The 20,181-nt window shown below is 38.8% G+C and carries 19 protein-coding genes and 5 tRNA genes; 16 read left to right on the top strand and 8 right to left on the bottom strand.

All coding sequences use genetic code 11. The features are described from left to right. Positions 1-14: 14 nt before the first annotated feature. The 5 genes from B3D94_RS07495 (at position 15) to B3D94_RS07515 (ending at position 422) form a co-directional block, all read left to right on the top strand. A tRNA-Gly gene (locus B3D94_RS07495) sits at positions 15-88 on the top strand. A gap of 1 nt (position 89) precedes the next feature. Further along, a tRNA-Ile gene (locus B3D94_RS07500) sits at positions 90-163 on the top strand. A gap of 7 nt (positions 164-170) precedes the next feature. Further along, a tRNA-Asn gene (locus B3D94_RS07505) sits at positions 171-247 on the top strand. Between the two features lie 10 nt (positions 248-257). Next, a tRNA-Ser gene (locus B3D94_RS07510) sits at positions 258-348 on the top strand. Positions 349-350: 2 nt separating this feature from the next. Further along, positions 351-422, top strand: a tRNA-Glu gene (locus B3D94_RS07515). Positions 423-542: 120 nt separating this feature from the next. Here B3D94_RS07515 and B3D94_RS07520 read toward each other — a convergent pair. Genes B3D94_RS07520 through B3D94_RS07530 form a run of 3 tightly spaced genes read right to left on the bottom strand, consistent with a single transcriptional unit; the run spans position 543 to position 3,412 of the window. Next, the gene (locus B3D94_RS07520; protein WP_069482429.1) at positions 543-1,340 is read right to left on the bottom strand and encodes an ABC transporter ATP-binding protein; all 798 of its coding nucleotides are present in this window, start codon (positions 1,338-1,340) and stop codon (positions 543-545) included. Positions 1,341-1,355: 15 nt separating this feature from the next. Beyond that, the gene (locus B3D94_RS07525; RefSeq protein ID WP_291756200.1) at positions 1,356-2,411 is read right to left on the bottom strand and encodes a FecCD family ABC transporter permease; all 1,056 of its coding nucleotides are present in this window, start codon (positions 2,409-2,411) and stop codon (positions 1,356-1,358) included. Further along, positions 2,411-3,412 (bottom strand): FecCD family ABC transporter permease, encoded by a 1,002-nt coding sequence (locus B3D94_RS07530; RefSeq protein ID WP_291756203.1) that lies wholly within the window; start codon positions 3,410-3,412, stop codon positions 2,411-2,413. Before B3D94_RS07530 ends, B3D94_RS07525 begins: the two co-directional genes overlap by 1 nt. Positions 3,413-3,558: 146 nt before the next feature. Here B3D94_RS07530 and B3D94_RS07535 point away from each other — a divergent pair, with 146 nt between their 5' ends. After that, positions 3,559-4,554 (top strand): ABC transporter substrate-binding protein, encoded by a 996-nt coding sequence (locus B3D94_RS07535; protein ID WP_258270446.1) that lies wholly within the window; start codon positions 3,559-3,561, stop codon positions 4,552-4,554. A gap of 118 nt (positions 4,555-4,672) precedes the next feature. Continuing rightward, complete coding sequence (locus tag B3D94_RS07540) at positions 4,673-5,878, top strand: diaminopropionate ammonia-lyase (protein ID WP_291756207.1); 1,206 nt, start codon at positions 4,673-4,675, stop codon at positions 5,876-5,878. Positions 5,879-5,948: 70 nt separating this feature from the next. Here the strand turns inward: B3D94_RS07540 and B3D94_RS07545 are convergent, their stop codons facing one another. Further along, positions 5,949-7,262 (bottom strand): trypsin-like peptidase domain-containing protein, encoded by a 1,314-nt coding sequence (locus tag B3D94_RS07545; protein WP_069482424.1) that lies wholly within the window; start codon positions 7,260-7,262, stop codon positions 5,949-5,951. 176 nt (positions 7,263-7,438) lie between these two features. On the opposite strand from B3D94_RS07545, the gene B3D94_RS07550 reads away from it, so the two are divergent. The 3 genes from B3D94_RS07550 to B3D94_RS07560 all read left to right on the top strand — a co-directional run bounded on the left by B3D94_RS07550 (position 7,439) and on the right by B3D94_RS07560 (position 9,701). Further along, positions 7,439-8,200, top strand: coding sequence for a MerR family transcriptional regulator (locus B3D94_RS07550; RefSeq protein ID WP_291756212.1), 762 nt, complete (start codon positions 7,439-7,441; stop codon positions 8,198-8,200). Between the two features lie 73 nt (positions 8,201-8,273). Further along, on the top strand, positions 8,274-8,726 hold the full coding sequence (locus B3D94_RS07555) for a TraR/DksA C4-type zinc finger protein (RefSeq protein WP_069482422.1): 453 nt from the start codon (positions 8,274-8,276) through the stop codon (positions 8,724-8,726). A 45-nt stretch (positions 8,727-8,771) separates the two neighbouring features. After that, positions 8,772-9,701, top strand: a complete 930-nt coding sequence (locus tag B3D94_RS07560; protein ID WP_069482421.1) for a dipeptidase — start codon at positions 8,772-8,774, stop codon at positions 9,699-9,701. 14 nt (positions 9,702-9,715) lie between these two features. Here the strand turns inward: B3D94_RS07560 and B3D94_RS07565 are convergent, their stop codons facing one another. Next, positions 9,716-10,633, bottom strand: a complete 918-nt coding sequence (locus B3D94_RS07565; RefSeq protein ID WP_069482420.1) for a 1,4-dihydroxy-2-naphthoate polyprenyltransferase — start codon at positions 10,631-10,633, stop codon at positions 9,716-9,718. 247 nt (positions 10,634-10,880) lie between these two features. On the opposite strand from B3D94_RS07565, the gene B3D94_RS07570 reads away from it, so the two are divergent. From B3D94_RS07570 to B3D94_RS07595, 6 genes are all read left to right on the top strand, one after another. Beyond that, on the top strand, positions 10,881-12,266 hold the full coding sequence (locus tag B3D94_RS07570) for an isochorismate synthase (RefSeq protein WP_193832921.1): 1,386 nt from the start codon (positions 10,881-10,883) through the stop codon (positions 12,264-12,266). Beyond that, positions 12,259-13,974, top strand: coding sequence for a 2-succinyl-5-enolpyruvyl-6-hydroxy-3-cyclohexene-1-carboxylic-acid synthase (gene menD / locus B3D94_RS07575; RefSeq protein WP_069482418.1), 1,716 nt, complete (start codon positions 12,259-12,261; stop codon positions 13,972-13,974). Before B3D94_RS07570 ends, menD begins: the two co-directional genes overlap by 8 nt. Continuing rightward, positions 13,971-14,780 (top strand): 2-succinyl-6-hydroxy-2,4-cyclohexadiene-1-carboxylate synthase, encoded by an 810-nt coding sequence (gene menH / locus B3D94_RS07580; protein WP_069482417.1) that lies wholly within the window; start codon positions 13,971-13,973, stop codon positions 14,778-14,780. The genes menD and menH overlap by 4 nt, the downstream gene beginning before the upstream one ends. 63 nt (positions 14,781-14,843) lie before the next feature. Further along, complete coding sequence (gene menB, locus B3D94_RS07585; protein WP_291756223.1) at positions 14,844-15,662, top strand: 1,4-dihydroxy-2-naphthoyl-CoA synthase; 819 nt, start codon at positions 14,844-14,846, stop codon at positions 15,660-15,662. Between the two features lie 232 nt (positions 15,663-15,894). After that, positions 15,895-17,319 (top strand): o-succinylbenzoate--CoA ligase, encoded by a 1,425-nt coding sequence (locus B3D94_RS07590; protein WP_069482416.1) that lies wholly within the window; start codon positions 15,895-15,897, stop codon positions 17,317-17,319. Between the two features lie 142 nt (positions 17,320-17,461). Next, complete coding sequence (locus B3D94_RS07595; RefSeq protein ID WP_291756226.1) at positions 17,462-18,640, top strand: transglutaminase domain-containing protein; 1,179 nt, start codon at positions 17,462-17,464, stop codon at positions 18,638-18,640. Here the strand turns inward: B3D94_RS07595 and B3D94_RS07600 are convergent. The 3 genes from B3D94_RS07600 to B3D94_RS07610 form a co-directional block, all read right to left on the bottom strand. Then, positions 18,634-19,653, bottom strand: coding sequence for a metal ABC transporter solute-binding protein, Zn/Mn family (locus tag B3D94_RS07600; protein ID WP_069482414.1), 1,020 nt, complete (start codon positions 19,651-19,653; stop codon positions 18,634-18,636). The genes B3D94_RS07595 and B3D94_RS07600 overlap by 7 nt on opposite strands. 108 nt (positions 19,654-19,761) lie before the next feature. Next, a complete protein-coding gene (yidD, locus tag B3D94_RS07605; protein ID WP_069482413.1) occupies positions 19,762-19,995 on the bottom strand; it encodes a membrane protein insertion efficiency factor YidD in 234 nt (77 codons plus the stop codon). Next, complete coding sequence (locus tag B3D94_RS07610) at positions 19,992-20,153, bottom strand: hypothetical protein (protein ID WP_175423068.1); 162 nt, start codon at positions 20,151-20,153, stop codon at positions 19,992-19,994. The genes yidD and B3D94_RS07610 overlap by 4 nt, the downstream gene beginning before the upstream one ends. Positions 20,154-20,181: the final 28 nt, after the last annotated feature.

Genomic DNA, 20,181 nt, shown 5'->3' on the forward strand with positions numbered 1-20,181 from the left:
GACCCACCATTTATGCGGGTGTAGTTTAATGGTAAAGCCTCAGCCTTCCAAGCTGATGTCGTGGGTTCGATTCCCATCACCCGCTCCAAGGGCCTATAGCTCAGCTGGTTAGAGCGCACGCCTGATAAGCGTGAGGTCGATGGTTCGAGTCCATTTAGGCCCATCATTATTCCGAAGTAGCTCAGTTGGTAGTAGCACCTGACTGTTAATCAGGTTGTCGCAGGTTCGAGTCCTGCCTTCGGAGCCATTTTTTTTGTGGGGAAGTACTCAAGAGGCTGAAGAGGCGCCCCTGCTAAGGGTGTAGGTCGGGTAACCGGCGCGAGGGTTCAAATCCCTCCTTCTCCGCCATGGGCCCGTTGGTCAAGTGGTTAAGACACCGCCCTTTCACGGCGGTAACACGGGTTCGAATCCCGTACGGGTCATACTAAGTACAGTAGATGAATTTACATCTACTGTACTTTTTTTATGAGCTGAAAAGAAAAAGTAACAAGAAAGCCTTCGCCAGATAATGAATCTGCGAAGGCTCGTTGTTTTTCGAAGACTTACGTAATATTTCGTCCTTTACCATAAGGAATACATAAAGGTGTTCCAAAGATAGGATCTGTTGTCATTTGACATTCAAGATCAAATACATGGCTAACTAATTCTGTTGTCATGATCTCTTCAGGCTTACCTTGACGATAAACTCCACGATCACGCACAGTAATGATATGATCAGCATAACGACAAGCGAGATTTATATCATGTAAGACCATAATAATTGTTCGCTTTTGCAGTTGATTTAATTCAAATAATAAATCTAGCACTTCTATTTGATGAGTTAGATCTAGATAGGTTGTAGGCTCATCTAACAGAATAATATCTGTATCTTGAGCGAGTGTCATAGCAATCCATGCACGTTGACGTTGCCCACCTGATAGCTCGTCCACTGGTCTATCTTGTAATTGCTCCGTTCCTGTAGCTTTTAAGGCATTTAGCACAATTTCCTCATCTTTCTCCGTCCATTGCTGGCGCCAACTTTGATAAGGAAATCGCCCTTGTTTAACAAGCTGAAGGACCGTTAAGCCTTCTGGTGCTACTGGTGATTGAGGAAGAATAGAAAGGTTTTTAGCTACTTGCTTTGTAGATAGTTTAAAGATATCTTCGCCATCTAATAAAACAGATCCCTTTTTTGGTTTTAATAATCGAGCAATGGAGCGTAGAAGTGTAGATTTACCACAGCCATTCGCTCCAATCAAGACAGTAATTTCATTCAAAGGGATAGATAAATTGAGATCTTCGATAATATTGGAATCACCATAACTTAATGTTAGGGATTTAGTTAATAAGGATTCAGTCATGTTGTATGGACTCCTTTATTTATTAGGATTTCTAAATAATAAATAGATAAAATAAGGAGCACCGATGGCAGCAGTAAAGACACCAGCTGGCACTTCTAAAGGGCTAAACGCAGTACGACCTATAATATCAGCAATCATTACGAGCAATGCTCCAATGGCTGCGGATGTTGGCACAAGTACTCCGAACGATGAACCAACGATACGACGTGCGATATGAGGGGCCATCAACCCTACAAATCCAATTGCCCCGGCAAAGGAAATGGCACTTGCTACTAAGCAGCAACATAAAAGAATTAAATATAGACGAGTTTTTTGAACGGATTGTCCTAATCCTGCCGCTGTATCATCACCTAATTCTTGTACATTTAACTGTCGTGTAGTAAAGAAGGTGACAAGTAGGAGTACTAGTATTAAGGGCACAACGATTTGAACTTGATCCCAGTCTGCGCTTTTGACGCTCCCAGTAATCCACTTATTCGCTTCACTCGCTTGGTAGATTGGACCAATAATCATTAGCATGGTCGTAATGGCTTGCATCAATGCGGATACACTAATACCGATTAAAACAAGACGATTTGGCGTAACACCATCTTTCCATGCAAATAGGTAAACCAAACACCCAACAACAGTAGCACCAATAAAACCTGCTAATGGCATCCATTCTATACTGACTGTTAAAGAGTGATTAGAGTCACTGAAAATGGCTAAGAAACCAACAACTGCTGCACCGCCACCAGCAGATATTCCGATAATATCGGGAGAGGCCAGTGGATTTTTAATGATTCCTTGTAAAACGGCACCTGCTACGGCTAGCGCCATGCCAGTAAACATAGCCATAAAAATTCGGGGCATTCGAAAATCAATAATGATCAACTGATCAAAATCAGAGCCTTGGCCGAAGAGAGTTTGTAAAACTTTAAAAGGATTAATAAAAGAATCACCGAATGATGCGCTAAGAAAGAAAACTGCTAGTGTTAGAAAGCTAATCACCAGTAATTTTTTCATAGCTTGTACATCTAATAAAAAAGATATTTTTTTGTGAAATAAACGGACTGTTCTTATGTTTTTCATTATTTTTTTCCACCTTTTCGCGCAAGGTAAATAAAGAATGGCGCGCCAATCATTGCGGTCATGACTCCGACTGGTACTTCTTGTGGCATGATGATGTATCGAGCTGCGACATCCGCTAACAATAATAAAATGCCTCCAAGTAAGGCAGCCATCGGAATAAGCCATCGATGATCTGTGCCGACAAACTTACGCGCAAAATGAGGAACTACAATGCCAATAAAACCGATGGGGCCAGCGATAGCAACAGCACCCCCTGCTAAAAAAATAACAATCAAACCTACAGTTATTTTCATTAACCCTAAACGTAATCCTAATCCTCTTGCCACGTCATCTCCTAGCGCAAGAGTATTCATTTTAGGGGAAATGACTAGAGCAGCTATCCACCCGATGATTAAATATGGGAGAACTGATAGCAGAATTTCGAGTTTTCGTCCTTGTACAGAGCCAGCTAGCCAAAACAATACTTGCTCAAGTTCTGCTTCATTTGTAGCGAGTAACCCTTGTGTAAATGATGCAAAAAGTGCACTAATGGCAGCGCCTGCTAAAGTAATTTTCACAGGTGTAACGGCATCTCTTCCGGAGAAACTGATTGCATAAACAGCTAGTGCCGCGATGGCAGCACCTAGAAAGGCGATCCATGCAAATGATTGTAAACCTGAGATATGGAAAAAAATCATGGCAAAGACAACTGCAAATCCTGCTCCAGCATTTATTCCCAATATTCCAGGAGAAGCTAAAGGATTTTTCGTTAAAGTTTGCATAAGTACACCTGTAATAGCTAACGATGCTCCGACACAACTGGCTATAAATGCTCTTGGAATACGAACATTTTGAATAATAATATGCTCATTTGAATGGTTAAAATGAAAAAAAGATTCAAAGGTAGTTTGAATAGAAGTATTTGCATAGCCATAGACAATACTAATGCCCATGCAAAGAAGTAGTAGCAAAATCCCTATGATTAAAGCGAACGTTTTAGAATAATTATTTTTAAAAATCATGTTTAAACTATACTCTTTTCTTTCATAATTATTAAAATAGGTATTGACACTGATAAGTTCATACAATAAGATTAGTAACGTTCTAAGAGACAAATGAAACTGATTTTCATTCTCGTCAATTATGCTTAAACATTTTATCATATACAATGGGGGAAGAAAAGGTGCAAAAAGGATTTCAAAAACTCTTAGTTTTGCTAGCTATTGTTGCTATTTTTGTTCTGGCAGCTTGCGGTAATTCTAACGATGATAAGAAAGAAGAAAGTTCAAAAGAAAGCAACGCTTACAGTGTACAACATGCAATGGGAACAACTGAAGTAAAAGACACACCCAAACGCATTGTTGTTTTAACAAATGAAGGAACAGAGGCGCTTTTAGCGTTAGGTATTAAGCCAGTTGGTGCGGTACAATCATGGACGGGTGATCCATGGTATGACCATATTAAGGACCAGATGGAAGGTGTCGAAGTAGTCGGCATTGAGCATGAAATTAATTTAGAAAAAATTGCTTCATTAAAACCAGATTTAATCATTGGTAATAAATTAAGACAAGAAAAGGATTATGCGAAACTTAGCAAAATTGCGCCAACCGTATTCTCTGAAACACTACGTGGTGATTGGAAAGAGAACTTTCAGTTATACGCAAAAGCAGTAAATCAAGAATCAAAAGGTAAAGAAGTGTTAACAGCTTATGATGATAAGCTACAAGCGTTAAAAGAAAAACTTGGTGATCAAACAAACCAAGAAGTTTCATTTGTCCGCTTTATGGCAGATAAATCTCGTATCTATTACACAGATTCATTCTCAGGTATTATTTTTGATGCGTTAGGATTTAAACGTGTTCCAGCGCAAGCAGATTTATTTAAAGATAATGCAAAGCTAGGAAACTTAGCTGTAGAGGTAGGGAAAGAAGTAATTCCTCAAATGGATGGGGATGTTATTTTCTACTTCACATACATGCCAACAGGTGATGATTCAGCATTAGCAACTGAACAAGAGTGGACACAAGATCCTCTTTGGAAAAACCTTTCTGCTGTCCAAAAAGGCAACGCACATAAAGTAGATGATGTCATTTGGAATACAGCTGGAGGAATTCTAGCTGCTGATATTATGCTAGATCAAGTAGAAGAAATCTTTGCGAAATAATTAATGGATAAGCTATACATTCATCGAAATAAGATGAGTGTATAGTTTTTTTATTTCCGGAAGAGCGTTTTGTATTTTTTAGCGAGATAGACTAAGATGTGGGAGAGGGGGGATAGATATGAGTGAAAAATTAAAATGGGTTCCTAATCAACATGATGTAGGGCAAGATAATGATGAACAAATAACAGCCTTACTTTCGAATTTTACACTAGAACAAGTAAAGAAAGTTAGTCAATTCCAACGTACATATGAGAAGTTTGAAAAGACACCACTCCATCATTTAGCATCATTGGCATCCTATATGGATGTAGAAAAAATTTGGATAAAAGATGAATCGTTTCGATTTGGTTTGAATGCCTTTAAAGTACTAGGAGGCGTTTATGCTATCGCACAATATGTTGCCAATATGCTCAATAAAGATATTGAAGATCTTTCCTTTGAACAATTAAAGTCTTCAGAAATAAAAGATCAGTTGGGTGAGTTAACGTTTATTTCAACAACTGATGGGAACCATGGTCGAGGGGTAGCTTGGGCAGCTCGAGAGCTAGGTTTTCAAGCACGAATCTATATGCCTGCTGGTAGCGCCAAGGAACGATTACAAAACATTATCAATGAGGGAGCCTATGGTGAAATCACCGCAATGAATTATGATGATACTGTTCGTTATACTTCGCAGCTAGCTGAAGAGCATGGTTGGGTTTTAATTCAGGATACAATGTGGGATGGCTATGAGGAAATTCCATTATGGATTATGCAGGGCTATACAACTCTAATACAAGAGGTTGTTGAAGAGATAGAACAAGCACCGACTCATGTGTTTTTACAGGCTGGAGTAGGGTCTTTTGCAGCAGCAGTAGTTGCCTTTTTAAGACAATACTATAAGCAGGAAATGACGATTGTTTTAGTGGAGCCGCATGTAGCTAATTGTTATTATAAAAGCTTTAAAGCGGGGACCAATGAATTTGTAACTGTTGGCGGCGACATGCAAACGATAATGGCAGGGCTTGCGTGTGGCGAACCGAATCCTCAGGCATGGCAACTGTTAAAAGCCTATACGAAAGTAAGCATTAGCTGTGGGGAAGAAGTTGCAGCAGCAGGAATGCGTATCCTTGGTAATCCATTGAACACAGATACACGCATTGTAGCAGGAGAATCGGGAGCAGCTCCATTTGGTTGTCTTTATGAAATCATGACAAATGATCGTTATAGACAATTAAAAGATTTGTTACAGTTAAATAGCGATGCGAGAGTATTATTAATTAATACAGAGGGTGACACGGATAAAGAAAATTATCGACAAATAGTGTGGCATGGAAAATATTAATAACAATTTAGATGAAAGCCATTGAGAAGTTCACTCTCGATGGCTTTCTTCGTAAAATAAAAAGACGATATTAGTGAATTTTAATAGTGGCGATTTTATAAGCACCGTATTCATCTGTAATCACAGTATACGTCTTATACCGATCGTAAAATTGATAATTACCTTGGGCATCATAGAAATCAAAGGTTTCATTCATATCAACATAGTATTTGCCATTCGAATATTGTACATCAAGCACTTCATTGTTTGTAAAATAGAAGTAATTGCCCTGATACGAAATTTCATTAATATATTTTTCCAGTTCTTTATAAGCAGAACTACTAGGCGCAAGCATATCGACAATCCAATAAAAATCACCCTCATTTAGGGCCATTTCATAGTATAGGCGGAATGCTTGCACGAATTGGCCTGCTAACAAATTGTCTGCTTCAGTAGTAGTCTCTGTTTTACTAGCGGGTTGTTGACTACTTTCGTATAGATTAGCAACAGAACGAACCTCATTTGCAGAAAGAGGCTGAGCAATCCACCCATCAAATTGGTCTACCATACTGTATAGAGGGATAGAGAAGGCGAAGTGTGTGTTTGTTTCGGTTGTGTAAAGTAGTGAGTTAATCCCAATTACATTTCCTGTATTAACATCCACCAAAGGACCGCCACTACTACCTTTATCAATTTGTGCATCGACCTGATATATTTGTTTGTATATAAAATTTTCAAGCTTCATATCCCGTTTATTGCCTGTTATATAGCCAATGGAGGCTGAATTTTCAAAGCCTTGTGGACTTCCAAAGGCAATGACTTCTAAGCCAATAGGTGATTCTGATGTTTCAATACCTAATGGTGCTGTGTCTTGATAGCTAGGAACATGTATTAAAGCTATATCATAACGATCAGATATACCGACTACTGTACCAGGTGATTCTTGACCCATAGAATTTCGAACCATTACTTCGACTTCACCTTGGACAACATGCGCATTAGTAATAACATATCCCCCTTTTTTATAGAGGAAGCCGGAACCTTGCGCATTGTTAGTTAGAATGGTGAATACCTTTTGCTGAATCTCCTTTATAAGAGTGACACGATCAACCTGCTGTGCATGAGCTTCTTGCTTTTTCGTCAGTTCCTCAGAGGAAACTTGCTTTGTCTCTAAATTCTGATTGTCATTTATTTCCGAGTAAGTGGCTGAATTACTTTTTTTATTGGAGAAGAAATCCCAATAGGCATAGCCCAGCCCACCAATTGCAATGAAACAGACGGACAATACGATAATGGTCCATGTTGGGATACCCTGTTTTGAGGGTGTATTTGTCAATTTAGTACCACAACCAGAGCAAAATTTACTGTCATTTAGATTCTCATGCTGACAATTTGGACATTTCATCCTATTACCCTCCTATGAAATATTTACTATTTATATCGGTTGGAAAATATAGTTTTATAGGTAGTTATGGAATTATATGAACGGAGAGGATGATTATAGGAAGAGAAAAAATTTATTTTTCCTATTGACCTTAACGTTGCGTCAAAGTTTACAGTAGCAGTAATGGAGGTGAAAACATGGAATATACAATTCAAGAGCTTGCCCAATTGTCTGGTGTAAGTACGAGAACTCTGCGTTATTATGATGAAATTGGGCTACTGAAACCAGCTAGAACCAATGAGGCGGGCTATCGATTTTACGGTCAATCGGAAGTCGATTTGCTGCAGCAGATTTTATTTTACCGAGCATTGGATATGAAGCTAGCAACTATTCAGGATATTATTCAAGCTCCTCATTTTCAACATTCCGAGGCGCTAAAGTCACATAAAGCTGCTCTGCTTAAACGAAAAGAACAGCTTGAGACGATCTTACAGACGGTAGAAAAAACGATACTATCAATTGAGGGGGAAAGACCTATGTCAAATGAAGAAAAATTTAATGGACTTAAAGAAAAGTTAATCGAGGATAATGAACATAAATATGGTCAAGAAATTCGCGCCAAATATGGAGATAAAACGGTAGATGCTTCCAATGCTAAGCTCATGAATATGACAGAGGAACAATTTCAGGCGATGCAGCAATTGGAGCAGCAGATGTTTGAACGTTTAACAGAAGCAATCGAGGAGGGGGACGCAACAAATGATATTGCAATGGAAGTCGCGGAGCTCCATAAACGATGGCTGTGCTTTACATGGAAAGAATATTCTAAAGAAGCACATGTAGGACTCGCTCAAATGTATATAGCAGATGAACGTTTCACCGCTTATTACGACGAGCGTAGTGTAGTGGGAGCTGCACAGTTTTTACACGATGCAATCGTAGCTTATACGAATAAATAAATAAACCTTCCTTATGCTGATGTTTTAGAAATAATAAATTAGGAAAAAATAAAAGCATAAGGAGGCGATTTTTTTGGATCAACAAGTTATGCAAAAATTAAAAAGACAATTGGAGCAAGAATTACAAGAAATCGAAAAGCGAATAGATGAATCAGAGCGTCCCCAAGCGACAGAGCTATCTAATTATGATAATCATCCAGCTGATAATGCTAGTGATTTAACGGATCAGCTTACAGAAATGGCTATTGATGAGCATCGTGGCGACAATGCAGAGGAAATAAAAGAAGCACTTCAAGCAATGGCAGACGGAACATATGGTAAATGTGCTGTCTGTGGTAAAGAGATTCCAATTGGACGTTTAGAGGCTATGCCTCAAGCTCTGACATGTGTCGAGCATGCAGAAAAGAAAGAGGATAATTTACGACCAGTGGAAGAGGAAGTGCTTTCTTCAACACCAAGATCTGATGATTTTATAGAGCTTGAAGAATTTGGCTCTTCTGATACACCACAGGACAAAAATCAGTAAGTATTTTCCTGACCAAAGCAGTATAATAGCTGTAGAGGTGAGAAGATGAACATTATTGATTTACATTGTGATGCACTTTTGAAATTAACAACGCTTGAAGCGGCTAGTTTTGCAGAGGATGTGCGTATACACGTCAATCAAAAAAGACTGCAGTTAGGGCAAATAAAAGCTCAAGTATTCGCCATCTTTATTGACCCAGAAATCCCGCAAAACCAGCAATTTCTTGAAGTCATACGCCAAATGGAAGCATTTCATACCCATGTTTTACAAACAGAGGGCATGGTGCATATTACAGATTGGGCCCAGTTAGAGCAATTGGCTCCCCATGAAATAGGAGCTATCTTAAGCTTAGAAGGTTGTAGTGCAATTGGCGAAGATTTAACAAAGCTAATTGCTGTACTTGATGCAGGTGTCAAATTAGTCGGTTTAACATGGAATGAAGAAAATACTGTTGCACATGGAGCGGAACAAGACGCAAGTCTTGGATTGAAGCCATTTGGTAAAGAAGTCATTCAAGTATTAAATGACCGTGACATTATTATTGATGTCTCCCATCTAAATGAACAAAGTTTTTGGGATGTGTTACCGTTAGCGAAGCATATTATTGCTAGTCATAGTAATGCACGAGCATTATGCGATCACCCTCGTAATTTAACAGATGCACAAGCGAAGGCTCTTGTAAAACATGGAGGGCATATCCATGTTGTTTATTATCCACTTTTTATTGGTGGTCAAGATGCAACGCTAGAACAATTGGTAAATCATGTGGAGCATTTAGCCAATTTAGTAGGTGTCGAGCATATAGGGTTAGGGTCAGATTTTGATGGCATAGGTGTGACCGTAAAAGGATTAGCACATGCGGGAGAGACTCAAAATTTATTAGAGGCATTACGAACTCGCTTTTCAGAAGAAGAAGTACATGGCATCGCTAGTCAAAATTTCAAACGGTATGTAAAAAAAGCAGCAACCCGTTAAGGCTGCCGCACTTTTTAAAAGAAATAATCAATTAATAAACCAATTCCTAATAGGAAGCCGAAGATTGTATTCGTTTGCGCAGTATATTTCATCGCAGGCATCACTTCTTTGGCTTCTTTTTTATCTCTGAATATTTGAATGGCACGTAATGGTTTAGGAATACTTAAGAAAATAATCAAAGCCCAAAAAGTAATGCCATCAATTGCAACAAGGGCGATCACCCATAAGTATGATACGATAAAAAATCCTGATAGCACGGAGATAGCATTATCACGTCCTACCAAAATGGCTAATGTTTTGCGTCCACCTTCTGTATCGCCAACAATATCACGAATATTATTGGATAGCATAATAGCACCAACTAAAATCATGCTTGGAACGGATAGTAAAATGGCATCAAGTGTTACTGTAAGCGTTTGAATATAGAAAGCAATCAAAACGATTCCCATTCCCATTACTGCCCCAGAAATAATTTCTCCAAAAGGTGAATAGGCGATTGGATATGGCCCACCTGTATATAAAAAACCAATAAGCATACAAACTAGTCCGACAGCAGCTAACCACCAAGATGTTGAGGCACATATGTAGATACCAAGTAGCATGGCAATAGCATAAAAGCTTAGCGCAATCATCATAATCGTTTTTGGTTGTACACCATGACGGACAATCGTTCCCCCAATTCCGACAGAATGCTCGTTATCTAATCCTAATTTGTAATCGTAATATTCATTGAACATATTCGTTGCTGCTTGAATAAGCATACTTGCAATGAGCATAGCAAAAAATAGTCCAAAATCAATTGTTTCTTTTTCAATTGCTAGTGCAATTGCTGTTCCTAGGAATACTGGAACAAATGAAGCGGTTAAAGTATGTGGACGTGTTAAATGCCACCAAACTTTAAAACCCCTATCAGCTTCAATGACTTTGGTCATAAGGTCTTTCTCTCCTTCAAATGTTGTCGACTCTTCTTATTTTAAACGAAGATTGAGAAAATGGGTAGGTTCACAGCTTATTACATACTGTAAAATGAAAAAAAGTGATACAATAGAACATGCATTTATGAACTGAAAATAAAAATAGGGTGAATAGCAACAGTACGAATGACACGGTTGCCAGCCCCCAAAATGATGTAATTTCGCCATCATTTATTATGTACACTGCAACAACGGAGGTAATTTCATGCAACAGAAGTGGTACCAAGCCACAGAAGTAGAAGTGGACTATTTGGGCCAAAGCCTTCATTTTTATATGGAAACAATGGAAGTGAGTCACTTATCTGCATTAGCGTTTTATGCAGCAGGTGAAGAGTGCTATAAAGGTGAACGATTTTATTGGCAAAATAGAGAAAAAACAATGACATTAGTTGGGCTAGGACATGCCCATACCATTCAAAATAATAAAAAAAATGAACGTTTTGATGCTGTAGAAGCTGAATGGAAAAGTTTAACGAAAAACTGTCCGAAAGGGCAAAGCGAGCTCCAACCTATTTTGTTCGGGGGCTTTACATTTGATCCACAAAATAATGTTGCTGGGGAATGGACGGGTTTTCCAGAGGCTTATTTTGCATTAGCAACATTTCAGCTTGTCATACGCGATGATAAGGCATATGTTAGCATTCATCTTCTGACACCGGATCAGGATGGTGAGGCTAAGTTTGAGGCATTGAGAAAAGAGCGAGATCATTTAGTTCATGCAGCACAGGTTAAGGAAGTGAAAACGTATTCAAAGCCTGAAATATCAAGCTACTTTGAGCCTTATAAAGACCCTTATTTAGCTTCTATTGACCAAGTGACAGCTTTAATTAAGCAAAAGAAAGCGGATAAGGTTGTTATTGCACGATCACTTGCACTGCAATTTAAAGAGCAAGTAACTGCTCCACAAGTGCTGTCGCAAATTATCCATGAACAACCAGAAAGTTATTTGTTCGGCTTAGAGCATGAAAATCTATTATTCTTCGGAGCATCACCTGAGCGTCTTGTAAAAGTGGAGGATGGTCGAGCATTTTCTTCATGTGTTGCTGGTTCAATTAAGCGAGGAAAAACAGCAGTAGAAGACGAGGCTTATGGACAAAGCTTGTTACATGATCCCAAAAACGGAGGGGAACACCAATATGTTGTCGATATGATTGCAGACACATTCCGTAAAAATTGTGTGGATATAACCCTCCCTGAAAGTCCGCGTCTATTAAAAATACGAGATATTCAACATTTATACACACCTGTCGAGGGACAGCTAAATAAGGATGCTACGATATTACAACTCACAAAAACTTTACATCCTACTCCAGCATTAGGAGGCGTACCACGTATGGAAGCATTGGCGGCTATTCGTAAGTATGAACCGATGAATCGAGGCTTGTATGCTGCGCCAATTGGCTGGTTAGATGCAGAGGGAAATGGTGAATTTGCAGTTGCGATACGGTCAGCAGCATTGCTTCATGATAAAGCTTATTTATATGCCGGTGGCGGTATTGTAGCAGATTCAGAACCACAATCTGAATATGATGAAACATTAGTGAAATTCCGTCCAATGCTTCGTGCGCTAGGGGGACAATTACATGAGTGAACGGGAAATTTTAACAGATTATGTTTATAAAATGGTCGCGTCGTTAGTACAAGCTGGGGTAGAAAATGTTGTCGTTAGTCCAGGGTCACGTTCAACACCTCTTGCCTACGCGGTCGCTTCTACAAAACAAATAAAAATGTATCGTCAAGTAGATGAACGCTCAGCTGCTTTCTTTGCTTTAGGGCTTGCGAAAGCTACTGCTAAGCCTGTTGTTCTCTTATGTACATCCGGTACAGCAGCAGCAAACTACTTCCCTGCAATTGTTGAGGCAAGCTATGCTCGTGTGCCGCTGATTGTCATCACGGCTGATCGACCACATGAACTACGTGAGGTAGGTGCACCGCAGGCAATTAATCAGCCTCATTTATATGGTTCACATGTGAAATGGAGTGTAGATTTTCCATTAGCAGATGGTGCTGCTCCTACATTGCCTTTTATCGAACGTCATATTGCACGAGCAGTAGCAATTGCTACAAGTGCACCTTTTGGACCAGTGCATATGAATGTTCCTTTCCGAGAGCCTTTATTAATTGATTTACAGGATGAATTGCCAACCATGACATTTAAACATAGCAGCATGGGACAATTAATCCCAACAAGGGCTGCTATGCAGGAACTTTCCGCTATTTTAAAGTCGACTAAAAGAGGCTTTATTATTGTTGGAGAATTAGCACTTGGCACGAATCTAGCGTTTGTCTGGGAATTTGTACGTCAGTTGAAATGGCCTGTCATAGTGGAAAGCTTGTCAAATATGCGTGCAGCTGTACCAGAGGATTGCTTACCATATCTCGTGACAACCTATGATGCCATTATGAAGAGTGAGGATTTTAAGGCACTTGTTCAGCCGGATACAGTTTTACGTATAGGGGCACAGCCTGTTTCAAAATTTATAATGCAATTTATTACTAAAACAGAGCCAAATGCTTATGTAATTATTGATGAAGATCCAATGTTTAGAGATGCTACTGGCGTATCTACACATTTTGTTCATGCAAATATCGACCAATGGTTAACACAATTAGCCATTACTAACACGGCATTTGAGGAAGCATACTTAGCCGAATGGCAAAAAGCCAATCAGTTGGCTGCTACTTATATTGAACAGTATTCAGAGGTAGAAAAAGATGAAGGAGCGATGGTCAGTCGTTTATTGAAAATGATTCCTGAAGGTAGCGATATATTCGTTAGCAGTAGTATGCCAGTGCGTGATATTGATACATTTTTATTAGCAACACCGAAGGATATCCGTTTCTTTGCGAACCGTGGGACGAATGGGATTGATGGCGTAGTATCAACAGCATTGGGCTTCAGTGAAGGAAATGGCCGAGAAACCTATTTATTGATTGGTGATCTAGCCTTTCTACATGATGTGAATGGGCTGATTGCTTCTAGATACCAAGAATGTAACTTAACCATTCTTGTGATGAATAATGATGGTGGTGGTATTTTTTCTTATTTACCTCAATCGACAGTAGAAGCCCATTACGAGGATCTTTTTGGCACACCGACTGCACTTGAATTCCATGATATTGCCCATATGTATAATATGGATTATGTACGAGTAGATACTATCTCTGAATTATCAGAGAAGTTTTCATCAGACAAAACACGGCCTTTACGCTTAATTGAAATATTTACAAATAGAGCGGAAAACGTTCAGGCTCATCGAGAGTTATGGAACCGGATTAATACGGAGTTAAAAGCATGACGAGCTTATTGATCCGTGGACTTAAAACCCATGTGGACATATGGAATGAAAACGGTAGCCATACATTAGTAGCTTTACATGGATTTACGGGAAGCACGGTTACCTGGAACAATCTAGCACAAGCTCTGCCGGATGTCCGTATAATTGCGATTGATTTAATTGGGCATGGGCATACAGCTACTCCAGAACAAATTAAGCGTTTTTCAATGGAGGAACAGTTACAGGACTTAGAGGAACTGTTCTGTCAGCTTCATATTGAGAAATTTACATTGTTGGGCTATTCAATGGGGGGAAGGATTGCATTATCTTATGCCATTGCGTTTCCTAATCGTATTCAAAAGCTTATTTTAGAAAGTGCATCTCCGGGTTTACGAACAGTAGAGGAACGACGTGAACGTAGTAAGCGAGATGACATATTAGCACAAAAAATCATCACTAATGGGTTAGTCTCTTTTGTGAATGCATGGGAGAATATACCGCTTTTTGCATCACAGCGTCATCTTTCTGACACTGTGCGAAAGGCCATTCGTGCAGAAAGACTTTCACAGAAGGAAGAAGGATTGGCAGGAAGCTTAAGAGGTGTTGGAACAGGAACCCAACCTTCAAATTGGCACCTCTTGGACAAACTAGAAATACCTGTGCTGCTGATTACGGGTTCATTGGATGAAAAATTTTGTAAAATTGCACTAGAAATGAAAGCGCTATTAAAAACTGTTAGGCATATGACAGTAATTGATGCTGGACATGCAATTCATGTGGAAAATCCCGCTAAGTTTGCTACAATAGTAGAGGAGTATATAACGTAATATTATTGTTACGTTAGCGCCTCGATAATAACGAGACGAATTTAGAATATAGGAGGCAATTCAATGACACGTCAATGGACTTCATTACATACTTATGAAGATATTAAGTATGAGTTCTATAACGGAATCGCAAAAATTACGATTAATCGTCCAGAAGTGCGTAATGCATTCCGCCCAAAAACGGTTATGGAAATGATTGATGCATTTTCACGTGCACGCGATGATAAAAATATCGGTGTAATTATTTTAACAGGTGAAGGTGAACATGCCTTCTGCTCAGGCGGAGATCAAAAAGTTCGCGGTCATGGTGGCTACGTAGGAGACGATGAAATCCCACGTCTAAACGTTCTTGATTTACAACGTTTAATCCGTGTAATTCCAAAACCTGTAGTGGCAATGGTTGCAGGCTATGCAATTGGTGGAGGACACGTATTACATGTTGTTTGTGATTTAACAATTGCTGCTGACAACGCTCGCTTTGGACAAACAGGTCCAAAAGTAGGTTCATTTGATGCTGGTTACGGCTCAGGCTATCTTGCTCGTATTATTGGACATAAAAAGGCTCGTGAAATTTGGTACCTTTGCCGTCAATACGATGCACAACAAGCGCTTGATATGGGCTTAGTTAATACAGTGGTTCCTTATGACCAATTAGAAGATGAAACTGTTCAATGGTGTGAAGAAATGCTACAAATGTCTCCAACTGCATTGCGCTTCTTAAAAGCAGCGATGAATGCAGATACTGACGGCTTAGCAGGTCTGCAACAAATGGCTGGTGACGCTACACTTCTTTATTACACAACAGATGAAGCAAAAGAAGGTCGTGACGCTTTCAAAGAAAAACGTCAACCAAACTTTGGCCAATTCCCAAGATTCCCTTGATTTAGCTAGAGTGCTTGTAAAGCTCGTATCTTTTAGAGATACGAGCTTTTTTGTGCCTGGAAAATTGGTAGTGGTGGCTAGAGCGGGGAAAGTGATGGATACAAGTGAAGTGACGGATAAAACAAAAAAGTAATCGATAAAAGCAAAATTATAACGTTTAAAAGCAAATGTATCATGAATAGACAAGGGCTAGGATAAAGCGTTAAGATGTAGGATGATTGGAGTGACAAATATGTATCCGAATTGGATTATACAGCGTGCCTATTTAACACCGTTACGTAAGGCATTAACTTATAAAGAACAAAGTTGGACTTTTTTAGAGTTGAATGATTTATCTATTAAACGTGCCCGCCAATTAGTGGGACTGGGTATACAGCAGGGAGATCGGATTGCCATCATGGGGCCAAGTAAACCAGAGCTTGTAATCACCATGTATGCTTGCATGCATCTGCAATGTGAGATGGTTATGCTAAATCGTAGGTTGTCACAAGATGAACTTGGTTACCAGTTGGCGGATTCTGAGGCAGTTGCCGTATTGATTGCGGATGAGGATGTAAATAAGTTGCCTGCAAATACCGCTCATTATTTATTTTCAATGATTGAAGAGGGGGAAGAAGGTGCATTCGATATAGGAAAGGAATGGCCTTTGGACCAAACAACGACGATAATGTATACCTCTGGGACAACAGGCTTTCCAAAGGGGGTACGTCAAACGGTAGGTAACCATCAGGCAAGTGCAACGGCCTCGGTTTTAAATATTGGCCTACACGCTGATGATGTTTGGCTATGTGCTGTTCCGTTATTCCATATTAGTGGATTTTCGATATTAGTGCGTTCACTGCTATATGGCAATCAAGTCTATTTATATGATCATTTTGATGTAGAAGCTATTACGCATCATATTATGAATGGTGAAGTAACGCATATGTCAGTTGTAGCTGTGACGTTGGAAAGAATTTTACATACGTTGGAGCAACACAAAGGTAAAGCTTCCTCCCGTTTTAAATTAATGCTTGCTGGTGGAGGGCCAGTGCCAGCTGATTACTTAGCGAGAGCACATGCGTTAAACTTAGCTGTAGCTCAAACGTATGGAATGACAGAAACCTCCTCACAAACAGCTACATTAGCAAGTGAGGATGCGATACGGAAAATTGGCTCCGCTGGAAAGCCTTTATTTTTTAATCAAATCAAAATTGTAGAACCAAACGTGCAAGGCGAAGGAGAAATTTGCATTAAAGGGCCACATGTTACACCTGGCTATATCGGCCGTTTTGCACAAAAAAGCGCCACGCGCGATGGCTGGTTGCATACAGGAGATATTGGTTATCTAGATGAAGATGGGTATTTATTTGTCATAGATCGCAGAGCAGATTTGATAATTTCTGGTGGAGAAAATATATATCCTGCTGAAATAGAGAATGTGCTGCTCATGCATCCAGCTGTAAAGGAAGCAGGGGTATGTGGTGTCGATGATAAGCAATGGGGACAAGTACCGCTTGCCTTTGTTGTGTTGAATGAACAAGTATCAGTCGAACAATTACAAGCTTTCTGTCAACAGAAGCTGGCTAAATATAAGTTGCCAAAGGAAATTATTATTACAAACAGTCTCCCACGAAATGGAGCAGATAAGCTGCTTAGACGAAAATTACTACAATAAAATACTTGTAAAAAAGAAGCCTTTTGTAAGCTAGGCTTCTTTTTATTTTGTAAATATTTGAACTTTTAGCATGAAATTAATCATTCATTAACATAATAAAAAAGGAGAGGCATAAACTATTTAGTAAAGGAGAATGACTCATATGAGGAAATATATATATAATGCTGTCATTATATTATTTGTTCTACAAATGAGTCATGTGCAAGTTTTTGCAAACTATGAAAAAGATGATGTAGCAACTGCTCATTCAATTAAAACACTACAATCTCTCATTAATAAAGAAGTTATGCAGCTATCAACGGAATTCTCTATTCACTATACTGGTGACATATCTGATATTAAAGATGAACTAACAGACATTACGAAAGGTGCGATTCAAAACTCTTATATTTATACTAATATTTCTAGCTTTAAATGGAAGTATGATGGTTATAGTAATAATATTGCTATTGCTTTTACATTTACCTATCATCTTTCACAAACAGAAGAAGCAATTGTCGAGCAAACATTGACAGATATTATTGCACCTATGCAAGGATTAAGCGACATACAAAAATTACAGGCTGCACATGATTTTATTGTTCTAACTGCGGAATATTCCAAGGAAACAGAAGGAAGTCAATATTCCCCTTACACACTACTGACAGAAAATAAGGGAGTCTGCCAGGCATATGCATTAGTGCTTTATCGAATGTTAGAAATGCTGGGCTTTGAGGTGCAGTATGTACCTGGAAAAGTGGGCGAACAGCTCCATGCGTGGGTATTAGTGAAACTTGATCATAATTGGTATCATATCGATGTGACATGGGATGATCCATTACCTGACCGGAAGGGGGAAGTACGTTATCAATACTTCTTGGTGTCGGATCGCCAATTATCACAGGACCATACCTGGAATTATGCAAGCTTTCCAGCTGCAACAAGTGAGAAATATTCTGATATGCAGGAAGTAACAAAAAGACAAAGTATAACAACGCCTTTGCATGAAGGTTTCAATCCAGATAGGGGTATATCTATACTGGACGGAAATAGGCTTGCCAACCAACCATTCATAGAAAAGCCTACAAAACTTGTTTCACAAAACCAGAATGAGTCAAACACTATAGTTCCGTTTGGCTTTAATGGATGCGCAACGATTTTAGTAGAAAGTATGGTGGCTTTCCTAGTGCCTCCTTCAAAGGATATTCAAGTTTCCCAAACAACGAAGCGGTTCATATCGATTGAGCGAACAGAAAAACGAATGCCGCAAGAAAAATACGTCATAATAAAGGAGGTGTCCCATCCATTTTTGGGGCACCTCCTTCTTTCAATCAATTATTGAATGCTTAGAGCTTTATCTAATGTTTGAATGTTTTTCTTCATCAATGTAAAGTAAGTTTCTTTATTTTTTTCATCGTCTGCCGTTAATACACTTAAATTATGCAATACAAGGGATTCTGCACCAACTTCTTTTTGAATGACCTCTGCTAATTTAGAAGAGACATTTTGTTCAAATAAAATATAGTGAATATGCAGTTCATTAGCTTTATCAACAATCGTTGTTAGTTCTTTTTGTGATGGTTCATTTTGAGAATTCAAGCCAGCAATAGGTACTTGTGTTAGACCATATTGACCTGCAATATAGCCGAATGCTGCATGAGATACAAAAAATGTTTTATTTTGTGCTTGATCAGCCATTGCTTTAAACTCACCATCTAAATCTTGTAATTCTTTTACCAATGTCTCGTAATTTTGATTAAAAGTAGATTCTTCAGCAGGCATTTTTTCCACTAACGTGTTTTTAATAGCAAGTGCTAAATCTTGACTAATTGTTGGAGACAGCCAAACATGAGGGTCGATATCTCCATGCTCATGGTCGTCATGACCGTGTTCATCTTCTTCATGAGCGTGATCTTCCTCTGTTGTAGCATGCTCATGGTCATCATCTTCAGCATGAACATGACCTGTGCTGATAGCTAATTTTTCATCAGACACCTCATCAGCAGTTGCCACCATTGTGACATCTTCATTGGCTAAGGTCTTTTTAGCATTTTCAACAAAGCCCTCAAGTCCTAAGCCAATATAGAAAAAGATAGTAGCATCTGCTAATTTCATCATATCCTTTTGTGTTGGTTCAAATGTATGTTCATTAGCACCAGCAGGATAAATAGAAGAAACATCCACAAAGTCACCACCAATACGCTGTGCAAAATAGCTTAAAGGATATACAGTAGTATAAATTGTTAATTTATCTTTCTCATTAGAAGATTTTTGGGAAGTAGATGATTGGTCTCCGCAAGCAGCGGTAAACAGGGCAAGAACTGTGACTAGCAATAATACATAAACTTTTTTCATATAATATAATCCCTTCTTTAAATAGTAACCATTACGATTTATTTTTTAGAACAGTTATTATAATAACGCACAACTTCAAAAAGTACAAGAAAAAATGACCTCCGAAAATTAATTCTTTTTCGAAGGCCATTTTTCTGGCACTGGATCAAAGCCACCAGAATGAAATGGATGGCATTTGGATATACGCGTAATAGTTAGAATAAATCCTTTTAGCGCCCCATGTTTTTGAAAAGCTTCGAGGCCATAAGAAGAACATGTGGGATGGAAACGACAAGTAGGTGGCGTCATAGGTGAGATGTATTTTCTGTAAAACTTAATGAGCCAAATAAAGGGATATTTCATCGTTGTTCTTCCTCTTGTTGCGATGTAAATTGTTCTGGCTTTGCGTCAATTGTTTGCGTAAAAATATTGTTTTTTTTCTTGATAATGAAAATGACAGAAAGACCGAACATTAACATCATCATAGCAATCATAATAATAATTGGTAATGGCACACCCATTGCTTTCACTCCAAATTCAATTAATAAA

This window comes from Lysinibacillus sp. UBA5990 (assembly GCF_002429815.1).
Lineage (GTDB): Bacteria > Bacillota > Bacilli > Bacillales_A > Planococcaceae > Lysinibacillus > Lysinibacillus fusiformis.